Here is a 12,913-nt window from a genome sequence, read left to right as displayed (position 1 = left end):
TTCGCGCCGGCCTGACGAGGTAGCCGACCAGGATGATCTCGACGACGGCGTACATCAGCATGACGAATGCGACGGACGCGCCGGCCTGCGCGCTCACCGATGCACCCGAGGCCGCGATGATCGCCACGATGAACAGGACGCCGTCGACCGGCACCGAGATGATGCCGATCACCCACGCCACCCACGACGCCCCGCTTTCCCAGGCGCTGTGGACGCGGCCGAGCAGGCGCCGGAATCGGGAGGGGTCGTCGGCCGGCGCCTCCTGGACCCGCGTCAGCAGCCGCGGCATTGCGATCGGTGCACCCGAGACCATCGACAGTTCCGGCGTGCGGTCGGCGTCAGGCGCGGGTTGGCGTGTCCGTCGGCGGGTGAGGAAGCGGACCGTCATCAGTGCGGCGACCGACAGGACGACCACACCGAGGCCGATCTGAATCCTGCCGAGGGCCGAGCTCGTCGACGGGGACGCCGAACCGTGCGCGAGGTGTGCGAACATCGGCGTGAAGTTCAGCAGCAGCAGCGGGACGAGCAACTCGGGTATGCATATCGTCAATCCGCCGAGCCAGTAGGCGAGCAGGCTCGCCCCGGGACGCGGTCGAGAGATCATCAATAAGGCGAGGCCGAGGCGGACCGGATTGAGCGCAGCCAGGATCCCCAAGCCCAGCACTGACCCCCACATGGTTCGGGGCTCTACCCGTCGATGGCGGCGTCTAAACGCCGCCATTCCCCGAGTACGCACTCGAGTATTTGCGTGCCGCAAAGTCGGCTATGAATCCGCTGTGTGCGCCAAACCCGGTTGTGGTCAACGGATTCGGGCTCGGCGCTCGACGACAGCGCGGCAGGTGAGAGAGGGGTCCGCGTGCCGAACCGTCGCCCGGCTCGGATCGCCGAAGCCGCGCATCGGAGGTAGCGGACCGGGCCGACGCCCGAGCACCGGCGAACATCTTCCGTGCCGGATGGCCGTGACATCAATCACAACGTGCCTGTTTACGGCCCCGCGTGGATGGCGCTGAGCGGCCCCTGGCAAATCGTGCGAGGCTGGCTTGAGGCGCGGATTCGACTCGGCGACATCCGAATGATGAGGACAGGCGATGGGGCAGCCACGGTGGGCCGGTTCGGCTCTGTGTAGCTATGGCGCGGCCGGGGTCGCCATCAGTGGTTCGCCACGCCGCCGGCCGCGTTTTAGCAAGCGTCCGTACGTTTTTGCATGGTGGCAGCCGGATGCTACGTCGCGTCCTGCTGGCCGGGGTCCCCAGTGCAGAGTCACAAACGCGCAGCTGAAAGCGCTCGGGCTGGACGCCTACCCGAACTCAATCGGTGGTCCCGGTGTCACGCGCCGGCACTGGACGCATGCCGACCGCACCGGCAAATATTTTGCGAATGCGTAAGCGAGGTTTTCGGCCGCGGATGGCGGCAAAGATCGCTGGTCAGCGTCGACAAGCGAAATCGCACCCGGCGTCGCGTTCGGGAAGTGGAGGTGCACCTGGCGCACCCATGACACGTTACTTTTGCTAAGCAGCAAAAATCGGTGCGCACAGTAGTATGACTGCGGATCGGTTATGCAAGAACGGAATTCATATGTTTGGCACAGTATTGGCTGGGTATTGTCGATTCCGTGGATCGCGACGCCGACGGTCGCAGTGGTAGCTCATGCGGAGTGCACTGCCGATGAACGCTATCTGTCGGCGAGGTGCCGGAATGGTCACCGCGACCATGATGTCGTCGCGCCGCCCCCGCCGTCCGAGCTCACCGGCGCTGACGCCGGGCGCCTGGGCAGATCGACATACGGGCCGGGCTTGACGGATCAATCCTCAAGCGCCGCAACGATATTCGGGGTTATCCGCAGCACGGCTTGGTAAATCTACGTCTCGGGTGTTAGGGGGTCCATCGGTGTCGCTCAATCCGTTCGATGACGACAACGGCCAATTTTTCGTCTTGGTCAATAATGAAGAACAGCACAGTCTTTGGCCGACCTTCGCTGTCATTCCCGCCGGTTGGAGGGTAGTTTTTGGGGAAGCCGACCGCGCCACATGCCTGCACTACATCGAAGAAGCCTGGCCCGATATACGGGCGAAAAGTCTGCGCGACACGCTGACCGCGCCGGTTTGTGATCATTAGACCGGTGTCGGTATGAAGGGTTTCGGGGTCGAACTCTTGGTGGGGGGCGTTTAGTGGAGCGTGTTGACCGGGCTGTTCCGGTGACGCGGGGTCAGCTCGACATCTGGCTGGCGCTGCAAACGGGCTACTTTGATGTGGCTTGGCAGCTGGGTGTCCTCGTCCATATCCAGGGCGCCATCGACACCGGTTTGTTGCACGAGGCTATGCGACATGTGGTCAATGAGGCTGAGAGCCTGCGGGCTTCGTTCTTCGAGGTGGACGGCCAGGTCTTCCAAAAGGCCGTCGAGTACGACGATGTCGATCTGGTCTTCTATGACCTGACCGACTCACGCGATCCGGAGCGGGAAGTTCGCGAAACCGCCGCGTCGATTCAGCGGACGCCGATGCCGCTCACCGGCCCGATGATCAAGTTCGCGCTGTTCCGGACCGCGCCCGACGAGTACTACTGGTTCACCACCTGCCATCACATCGCCATCGATGGGATGGGCATCGCCCTGGTGGGCCGGCGGATCGCGGCGATCTACTCCGCGCTTGCGTCCGGGAAACCGATTCCGCCCGCCTTCTTCGGGTCGCTGCACGACCTCGCCAGCGGCGAGTTGGAGTACGAGATATCTCCCAAATTCGTTGAGGATCAGGAATATTGGGCCTCTCACCGGCCATCGGGCGCCGGGGCGGACTACCCGTCGACGGTCGCCGACGATGGGCGGGACCCGTATTCGCCTTCTCCGCCAGTCCAATTGGACGAGGCCGTCATCGGCAAGGTCAAGGAGCTGTCCAAGGCGCTGCGCATCCGCCGGTCCTCGGTGCTCACGGCGGCGTGCGCACTGCTGGTCCGCGGTTGGTCGGCCGACGGCTCGGACGAGGTCGTGCTCGACTTCCCGGTCAGCAGGCGAGTCGATCCGGAGTCCAAGACGCATCCCGGCATGCTCGCCGGGGTGGTGCCGCTGGTGCTGAAGGCTGCGCCGGACACGACGTTTGCCGACTTCTGCCGGCAGGTCGATGCGCGGTCACGAGAAGCGTTGCGGCATCAGCAGTTTCCGACGCGCACGCTGGACGGCGAAGGCCACTTCAACGGACCCAGGCAGGCGCCCAACCGCGTCGTCGTCAACTTCGTGCCGGCGCGCCTTACGCTCAGCCTGGGCGACGTCCCGGCGACCGCGAAGTACACCAGCTTCGGCCCGGTGGGCCATTTCGGGCTGTTTTTCCTCGGATTCGGCGATCAGCAGTTCCTGAGCACGGTCGGCACCGGGCAACCCTTCGCCAACTTCGACGTCTCGGATCTGGGGGAGCGGCTGCAGCGGATTCTGGCGACCATCGCCGCCGGTCCGGACCGGCAGTTGTCGTCGTTGGACGTGCTGCATGCCGACGAACGTGCCCGGTTGAAAGAGGTTGGCAACACAGCGGTTTTGACCGATTCGGCGACCGCGCCGATGTCGGTGCCCGAGTTGTTCGCCGCGCAGGTGAGCCGGGCGCCGCAGGCGGTGGCGCTGGCGTGCGAGGGCGCATCGGTGACGTACCGCGAACTCGATGCGGCGTCGAACCGGTTGGCGCATCACCTGGTGGCCCACGGCGCTGGCCCGGGACAGACTGTGGCGCTGATGTTTTCGCGGTCCGCCGAGGCGGTCGCGAGTATCCTCGCGGTGCTCAAGACCGGGGCGGCCTACCTGCCGATCGACCCGTCGTCGCCGGGGACGCGGATCGAATTCATGCTTGCCGACGCGCAGCCGGTCGCCGTGGTGACGACCGCCGATCTGGCGCAGCGGTTCGACGGCCTCGGCACTACCGTCGTCGACGTCAACGATCCGCGCATCGACGCCCGGCCCGCGACGGCGCTGTCGGTGCCCGACCCGGCCGATATCGCCTACCTGATCTACACCTCGGGCACCACGGGCGTCCCCAAAGGCGTTGTGGTGACTCATCGCAACGTGACGCAGCTGATCGGTTCGCTGGACGCGGGCCTGCCCGCCGCCGGCGTGTGGTCGCAGTGCCACTCGTATGCCTTCGACGTGTCGGTTTGGGAGATCTTCGGCGCGCTGCTGCGCGGCGGCCGCGTGGTGGTGGTGTCCGAAGACATAACCCGTTCCCCCGACGAGTTCCACGACGTGCTGGTGACCGAGGAGGTCACCGTGTTGACGCAGACCCCGTCGGCGGTGGCGATGCTGTCGCCGAAGGGGCTGGAGTCGGTGGCGCTGGCGGTGGTCGGCGAGGCCTGCCCGGCCGAGGTGGTGGACCAGTGGGCGCCCGGCCGGGTGATGGTCAACGCCTACGGCCCGACCGAGACCACCATGTGTGTGGCGATCAGCGCCCCGCTGCGGCCGGGATCCGGCATACCGCCGATCGGGTCCCCGGTGGACGGCGCCGCCCTGTTCGTGCTCGACGGCTGGATGCGTCCGCTCCCGCCGGGCGTCATCGGTGAGCTGTATGTGGCCGGTGACGGGGTGGCCGCCGGGTATGTGGGCCGGGCCGGGCTGACGGCCTCGCGGTTCGTGGCGTGCCCGTTCGGCGCGCCGGGCGCCCGGATGTACCGCACCGGCGACCTGGCGTGCTGGGATGCCGACGGTCAGCTGCGCTACCTGGGCCGCGCCGACGAGCAGGTGAAGATCCGCGGCTACCGCATCGAACTCGGCGAGGTCCAGGCCGCGCTGGCCGCACTCGACGGTGTCGAGCAGGCCGTGGTGATCGTCCGCGAGGACCGGCCCGGCGACAAACGTCTGGTGGGCTACCTAACCGGGACCGCCGACCCGGCCGAGGCGCGCACCGCGCTGGCCGACCGGCTCCCGGCGCACCTGGTGCCGGCCGCGGTGGTCGGCCTGGACGCGCTGCCGCTCACGGCCAACGGCAAGCTGGACACCCGCGCTCTGCCGATGCCCGAATACAGCGCGGGCGAGTATCGCGCGCCGAGCAACGCCGTCGAGGAAATCCTGGCGGGCATCTACGCCGAGGTGCTCGGCGTGCAGCGGGTCGGCGTGGACGAGTCGTTCTTCGAACTGGGCGGCGACAGCATCCTGTCGCTGCAAGTCGTGGCGCGAGCGCGCGCCGCCGGCCTGACGTGCCGGCCACGAGACGTCTTCGTCGAACAGACCGTGGCCCGGCTGGCCCGGGTGGCCGGCGTCAGCGACGGGGCCGCCGAGGTCGTCGACGAGGGCGTCGGCCCGGTGCTGGCCACCCCGATCATGCGGTGGCTGCGCGACATCGAAAGCGCCGGCGGCCCGATCGATCAGTTCAACCAGACCGTCATGGTCCAGGCCCCGGCCGGGGTGACCGAGGCCGACGTCGCAATCGTGTTGCAGGCCTTGGTGGATCGGCACGCCATGCTGCGGCTGCGCGTCGATGACGACGAGGCCGGCGGTTGGTCGCTGCGGGTGCCCGAGCCCGGGTCAGTGCGGGCGCAGGACTGCCTGCGATCGGTGGACGAGCTGTCCGACGAGGCGCTGGCCGACGCGCGGGCTCGGCTGGAGCCGGCCGCCGGGGTGATGCTGAGCGCGCTGTGGCTCGAGGCCACCGGCCAGTTGGCCGTGATCATTCACCACCTGGCCGTCGACGCCGTGTCGTGGTGGATCCTGTTGGAAGACCTCAACATTGCCTGGGCGCTGCACAGCGCGGGGCAGCCGGTGGAGCTGGCGTCGGCGGGAACGTCGTTCGCCCGGTGGTCGGCGGTGCTGGCCGAGCACGCGCATCGCCCCGAGGTCGTCAGCAAGCTGGGTGCCTGGAAGAAGGTGACCGCCACGCCCCCCGCGCTGCCGGCGGCCAGCCCCGAGGTGGATACCTACGCCTCAGCCGGGCGGTTGTCGGTGGAACTGGATGCCGAGACGACCGGCGCGCTGATCGGCGACGTGCCGACCGCGTTCCACGCCGGCATCCAGGACATCCTGCTGATCGCGTTCGGCCTGGCCTGGGCGGAATTCCTGGGTGGCGTCGACGCGATCGGCATCGACGTCGAGGGCCACGGGCGGCACGAGGAACTGGCCGCGGACATCGACCTGTCCCGCACCGTCGGTTGGTTCACCACCAAATACCCGGTGGCACTGGGCGTGGCCGGGCTCGAGTGGGCCCAGGTGGTGGCCGGTGACCCCGCGCTGGGCGCGGTGATCAAACACGCCAAAGAGCAGCTGCGCGCCCTGCCGGATCCGCTGACCTACGGATTGCTGCGCTACCTCAACACCGAGGTCGAGCTGGCCGGCCCCGACCCGTCGATCGCCTTCAACTACCTGGGACGCCAAGGCGCGGCGTCTGATTCGGCGGGCGAGGGCTGGCGCATCAGCCAGGAGGGCCTGTCCCTGATCGGGGCCGCCGCGGCGGTGCCGATGCCGCTGATGCACACCGTCGAGCTCAACGCCGGCACCATCGACACCGGCACCGGACCCCACCTGCACGCCGAATGGACTTGGGCGCCATCGGTTCTCGATACGGCACAGATCACCCGGTTGAGCCGGCTGTGGTTCGAGGCCCTGGCCGGCGTGTGCGCGCATGTGCGCGCCGGCGGCGGCGGCCTGACCCCGTCCGACATCGCGCCGGCCCGGCTGAGCCAGCACGAGATCGACGAGCTGGCGACCCAGCACCACATCGCCGACATCCTGCCGCTGACCCCGCTGCAACAGGGACTGCTCTTTCACTCCAGCACCGCGCAGGGCAGCGACGACATGTACGCCGTGCAGCTCGACTTCACCCTCACCGGGCCGCTTGACCCCGACCGCCTGCGCGACGCCGTGCACACCGTCGTCAACCGGCATCCACACCTGGCGGCGCTGTTCTGCGACCGCTACGACGAGCCGGTCCAGATCATCCCCGCCGATCCGGTGGTGCAGTGGCAGTACCTCGATCTGGACGGTACCGACGCCGACCGGCGGATCGAGCAGCTGTGCGCCGCCGAGCGCGCGGCGGTGCGCGACCTGTCGGGGCAGGCCGCGTTCCGTGTGGCGCTGATCCGCACTGCGGCCGGCCGGCACCGGTTCGTGTTGACCAACCATCACATCCTGCTCGACGGCTGGTCGCTGCCGATCCTGCTGCGGGAAATCTTCACCAGCTACTACGGCCAGCGGCTGCCCGCCGCCGGCTCCTACCGGGCATTCCTCACCTGGCTGGCCGATCGAGACCTCGACGCCGCCCGGGACGCCTGGGGCCAGCTGCTGTCCGGCTTCGAAACACCCACCCTGGTCGGACCGCAGGACCGGCTGGGCCAAGGCGACCGCGGTTTCGAAAAGTCCTGTGTGCCTGAGCAAATCACCGAGGCCCTGACCGACCTGGCGCGCTCCTGCCACACCACCGTCAGCACCGTCCTGCAGGCGGCCTGGGCCGTGGTGCTGACCTCCCTGACCGGCCAGCACGACGTCGTCTTCGGCACCCCGCGATCGCGCGTCGGCCAACTGGAGGTCGACGACGCCGAACAGATGGTGGGGCTGCTGATCAACACGGTGCCGGTACGCGCCGACATCCGCGCGAGCACCACCACCGCAGACCTGTTGGCCCAGTTGCAGAGCAGCCACAACGACGCGCTCGAGCACCAGCACCTCGCGCTCAGCGAAATTCACCGCGTCACGGGTCACGATCAACTCTTCGACACGCTGTTCGTCTACGAGAACTACCCCGTCGAGAGCGGCATGACGCTGGGCCCCGATGGGCTGGCCATCGCCGAGTTCACCAACCGGGAGTACAACCACTACCCACTGACCGTCGAGGCCCTGCCCGGTCGCGAACTCGGGCTGCACGTCGAATACGACGCCGACGTGTTCGACCCCGCCGGCATCGCCTCGCTGCTGGACCGATTCCAGCGTGTGTTGGTGGCGATGACCAGCGATCCCACCCGGCGGCTCTCGGAGGTCGAACTGCTGGACCGCGCCGAGCGCGAGCTGGTGCTGACGCGGCTGTCGGGCGCCGGTGCCACCGGGCCGGTCGGGGTGGCGCCGCAGCTGCTGGCCGCGGCCCTGTCGGTCGCCCCGGACGCGCCGGCGGTGGTCGACGGTGCGCGGGAACTGTCCTACCGCGAACTCGACGAGTGGTCGACGCGGTTGGCGCGCAAGCTGATTGACGCGGGTGTGGGCCCGGAGCGCGCCGTGGGCGTCGCGGTGGGCCGGTCCGCGGAACTGGTGGTCGCCTGGTGGGCCGTGGTCAAGGCGGGCGGCATCCACGCGCCGGTGGACCTGGATCATCCGGTCGAGCGGGTCGCCGCGGTGCTGGACGCCATCGGCGCGGTGTGCGTGTTGACGCGTGGCGCCGACGAGGCCGCCGGCGCCGGGGCGCGCCCCGTGCTGCGGATCGACGGCCTGGACCTGTCCGGCTACGACGCCGCGGCGATCACCGACGCCGACCGTCTGGCGCCGCTGACCGCTCGCGACAGCGCCTACGCGATCTTCACGTCGGGCTCGACCGGCGCCCCCAAAGGCGTGCTGGCCAGCCACGCCGGCTTGCTGGGATGGGCTGCGGCGCAATGCGAAGCGTCCGAGTTGGACACCGACACCCGGGTGCTGATGGTGGCCTCGCCGACCTTCGACGCGTCGGTCGGCGAGATGGTGCTGGCGGCCGCGGCCGGCGCCGCGCTGGTGGTGGCGCCACCGCAGGTGTACGCCGGCGAGCCGCTGACCGCCCTGCTGCAGAGCCAGCGCGTCAACGCGGCGTTCCTGACCCCGACGGTGCTGTCGTCGCTGGATCGCGCCCGGCTGCCTGGCTTCGACAAGCTGATGGTCGGCGGCGAGGCCTGCCCGAAGGAATTGGTCGCCGCCTGGGCGCCCGGTCGGCGGATGTTCAACGTCTACGGCCCGAGCGAGACCACCATCTGGGTCACCCTCAGCGCGCCGCTGTCGGCCGAGGGGCCGGTTCGCATCGGCACCCCGCTGCCGGGCGTGTGCGCGGTGGTGCTCGACGCCTGGCTGAAGCCGGTTCCCGTCGGCGTGGTGGGCGAGCTGTACGTGAGCGGGCCGGCGCTGGCGCACGGCTACATGGGCCGGGTGGACCTGACCGCGGAACGCTTCGTGGCCAACCCATTTGGCGGCCCCGGGGACCGCATGTACCGCACCGGCGACCTGGTGCGCTGGACGCGCGACGGGGACCTGGACTTCGTCGGGCGCGCCGACAGCCAGATCAAACTGCGCGGCCAGCGCATCGAGCTGGGCGAAATCGAGAACACCCTGCTGGCCTGCCCGCAGGTCACCCAGGCCGCCGTCACCGTGCTGGACAGCGCCACCGGCTCGCATCTGGTCGCCTATGTCACGCTCGACCACACCATCGGCGCCGACCACGACGAGGACAACGTCGAAGAGTGGCAACACCTTTACGACGATCTCTACGGCGCCGACCTCGAGTCGCGGTTCGGCATGGACTTCCGCGGCTGGAACAGCAGCTACACCGGCGACCCGATCCCGCTCGCGGAGATGATCGAGTGGCGGGCCGCCACGGTGGACCGGATCACGGACCTGCGACCGCGACGCGTGCTCGAGATCGGCGCCGGCTCGGGGCTGCTGCTGTCGCAGCTCGCCCCGCACTGCGACGAATATCTGGCCACCGATTTCTCCCCGGTGGCCATCGAGAACCTGGCCCGCTCAATGGAGCAGCTGCAGCTGCCCTGGCGCGACCGGGTCCAGCTGCGGACCCAGCCGGCCCATGTCACCGACGGGCTGCCCCGCGGCCACTTCGACACCATCATCCTCAACTCGGTCGTCCAGTATTTCCCGAACGCGGGCTATCTGGCCGAGGTCATCGACAACGCCATGGAGCTGCTGGCCCCCGGCGGGGCCGTGTTCATCGGTGACGTGCGAAACCACAGCCTGCAGGGCGCATTCCAGACCGCGATCGCGCTGTCGCGCGGCGGCGCCGCCGCCACCGAGGCCGCCGACATCCGTCAGCGCGTCCGCCACGCCATGCTCGGCGAGACCGAATTGCTGTTGGCGCCAGAGTTTTTCACCACCTGGGCGGTCAGCTGCCCGTCGGCCGGCGGCGTCGACATCGAAGTCAAACGCGGCTTCGCCGACAACGAACTCAACCGCTACCGGTACGACGTCGTCATCCGCAAAGCGCCCGCGGCGGTGCGCTCGGTGGGCGACGCACCCACCTGGTCGTGGACCGAATGCGCGGGCTCGGACGGGCTGGGCGACGTGCTGGCGTCCCAGCGTCCCGCCGTTGTGCGCGTCACCGACATCCCGCACGCCGGGGTCATCGCGGACGTTCGCGTCGAAACGGCGCTCGCCGAGGGGCAACCCGTGGCCGACGCGCTCGCGGCCGCCGACGCCGTGTCGGGCGCCGCCGTCGCCGAAGAGGTGCACCGCATCGGCGAGGCCGCCGGGTATCGCGTCGCGGTCACCTGGGGTGCGGTACCCGGCACCCTCAGCGCCGTTTTCGTCGACACCGGCGACCCCAACTACGCCGCGCCCCTGACCGACGTCTACCTGCCCCCCACCGGGTCCCGGCGGCGCACCAGCCACGCCAACGACCCCCGGACCAACACCAAGATCGGCGAGGTGCGCGAGCGGCTCAGCGCGTGGCTGCCGGAATACATGGTGCCGACACACATTGTGGCGCTTGAGGAATTCCCGATGACCTCGTCGGGCAAGCTCGACCGCAAGGCCCTTCCGGAGCCGGAATACCAGGACGTGGACCGCTACCGCGCCCCGGCCACCGCGGCCGAGGAGATCCTGGTCGGCATCTACGCCCAGGTGCTCGGCCTGGAGCGGGTGGGCGTCGACGACTCGTTCTTCGATCTGGGCGGGGATTCGCTGTCGGCGATGCGCCTGATCGCCGCGGTGAACACCAGCCTGAACTCCGACCTCGGTGTGCGGGCCGTCTTCGAGGCGCCGACGGCCGCCGAACTGGCGCTGCTGGCCGGCGGCGACGGCGACCGGCCGGAGCCCCTGGTGGCGGGGGAGCGCCCGGCGGTGATCCCGCTGTCGTTCGCCCAGACCCGGCTGTGGTTCATCGACCAATTCCAGGGCCCGTCACCGATTTACAACGTCACCGTGGCGCTGCGGCTGCGCGGGGATCTGGACACCGGTGCGCTGGCCGCGGCGCTGGCCGACGTCGTGGGCCGCCACGAAAGCCTGCGCACGGTGTTCGCCGCGGCCGACGGAATCCCGCAGCAGGTGGTGATCCCCGCCGACCAGATCGGCTTCGCCTGCGAGGTCGTCAATGCCCGCGGCTGGCCGGAGGACCGGCTGCGCGAGCGCATGGCCGCCGCGGCCCAGTACGCGTTCGACCTGTCGAGCGAAAGCCCGCTGCACACAGAGCTTTTCACCGTCACCGACACCGAACACCAGCTGGTGGTCGCGGTGCACCACATCGCCGCCGACGGCTGGTCGATCACCCCGTTCGCGCGCGACCTGGGGGTGGCATACGCCAGCCGGTGCGCGGGACACGCCCCCGACTGGGCCCCGCTGGCGGTGCAGTACGTGGATTACACGCTGTGGCAGCGCACGTATCTCGGCGACGTGGACGACAGCGGTAGCCGCATCGCCGCGCAGCTCGACTACTGGACCGACGCGTTGGCCGGGCTGCCCGAACGCCTGCAGCTACCCACCGACCGGCCCTACCCGCAGGTGGCCGACCACCGCGGCGCCCGATTGGCGGCGGACTGGCCGGCGGAGCTGCAGCAACAGGTGCAGCGGGTGGCCCGCGAACACAACGCGACCCCCTTCATGGTGATTCAGGCGGCGTTCGCCGCCCTGCTGTCCAAGATCAGCGCCAGTACCGATGTGGCGGTGGGCTTCCCGATCGCCGGGCGCTCCGAACGCGCGCTCGACGAGCTGATCGGGTTCTTCGTCAACACCCTGGTGCTGCGCGTCGACGTGGCGGGCGATCCGACGTTCGCCGAGCTGCTGGCCCAGGTGCGGCGGCGCAGCCTGGCCGCCTTCGAGCACCAGGACGTCCCCTTCGAACTGCTGGTGGAACGGCTCAACCCCACCAGGAGCATGGCCCACCACCCGCTGATCCAGGTGCTGCTGGGTTGGGAGAACTTCCCCGGCGAGGTCACCGCGCCCGCGGGCGGGCTGGCGCTGGGTGACCTGCAGGTCACCCCGATGCCGTTGCACACCAACACCGCTCGCATGGACCTGACGTTCTCGCTGGCCGAACGGTTCACCGAGTCCGGTCAGCGCGCCGGCATCGCGGTGACGGCGGAGTACCGCACCGACGTATACGACGCGGACACCGTCGAGGCGATGATCGAACGGCTGCAGCGGCTGCTGGCGGCCGTCACCGCCGAGCCGGAGCGCCGGTTGTCGTCGGTGGACCTGCTGGACACCACCGAGCACGCCCGGCTGGCCGCGTGGGGCAACCAGGCCGTGTTGGCCGACCCGATGGAGCCGGTGACCGTTGCCGGACTCTTCGCCGCGCAGGCGGCGCGCACCCCGGACGCCGTGGCGGTGACGTTCGAGGACCGGTCCATGTCCTATCGGGAGCTCGACGAGGCGGCCAATCGGTTAGCGCATCTGCTGGTCGAGTCCGGCGCGGGCCCGGGTGAGTTTGTCGCGCTGCTGTTTTCGCGGTCGGCCGAGGCGATCGTGGCGATCCTGGCGGTGCTCAAATCCGGGGCGGCGTATCTGCCGATCGACCCGGCGCTGCCGGGCGCGCGGGTGGAGTTCATGCTCACCGATGCCGCCCCGAGGGTCGCGGTCACCACCGCCGAGCTGGTGGATCGGCTCGAGGGGTTTGGTGGGGTGGTCATCGATGTGGCCGACCCGGCGGTGGCGGCCCAGCCGAGCACCCCGCCGCCGGCGCCGTCGCCGGCTGATGTGGCGCATGTGATCTACACGTCCGGCACCACCGGTGTGCCCAAAGGCGTTGCGGTCACCCAACACAACGTCGCGCAGCTGTTCGA

3 protein-coding genes are annotated in these 12,913 nt (G+C 69.4%); 2 read left to right on the top strand and 1 reads right to left on the bottom strand.

Annotated elements, in window-relative coordinates:
- A partial coding sequence (locus tag A5622_RS12665; protein ID WP_066878833.1) for a GAP family protein occupies nt 1–676 on the bottom strand: 676 nt, incomplete at its 3' end.
- A 1,211-nt stretch (nt 677–1,887) separates the two neighbouring features.
- On the opposite strand from A5622_RS12665, the gene A5622_RS28215 reads away from it, so the two are divergent.
- Together A5622_RS28215 and A5622_RS12660 are read left to right on the top strand one after the other, a co-directional pair.
- Nucleotides 1,888–2,115 (top strand): MbtH family protein, encoded by a 228-nt coding sequence (locus tag A5622_RS28215; protein WP_067142077.1) that lies wholly within the window; start codon nt 1,888–1,890, stop codon nt 2,113–2,115.
- 53 nt (nt 2,116–2,168) lie between these two features.
- The coding region (locus A5622_RS12660) for a non-ribosomal peptide synthetase (protein WP_156752941.1) at nt 2,169–12,913 on the top strand (10,745 nt) is incomplete at its 3' end.

It is taken from the genome of Mycobacterium sp. 1245801.1 (assembly GCF_001673055.1).
GTDB lineage: Bacteria > Actinomycetota > Actinomycetes > Mycobacteriales > Mycobacteriaceae > Mycobacterium > Mycobacterium europaeum_A.
Note: the sequence above shows the minus strand (reverse complement) of the source record. Positions and strands in the feature narration are given on the sequence as shown.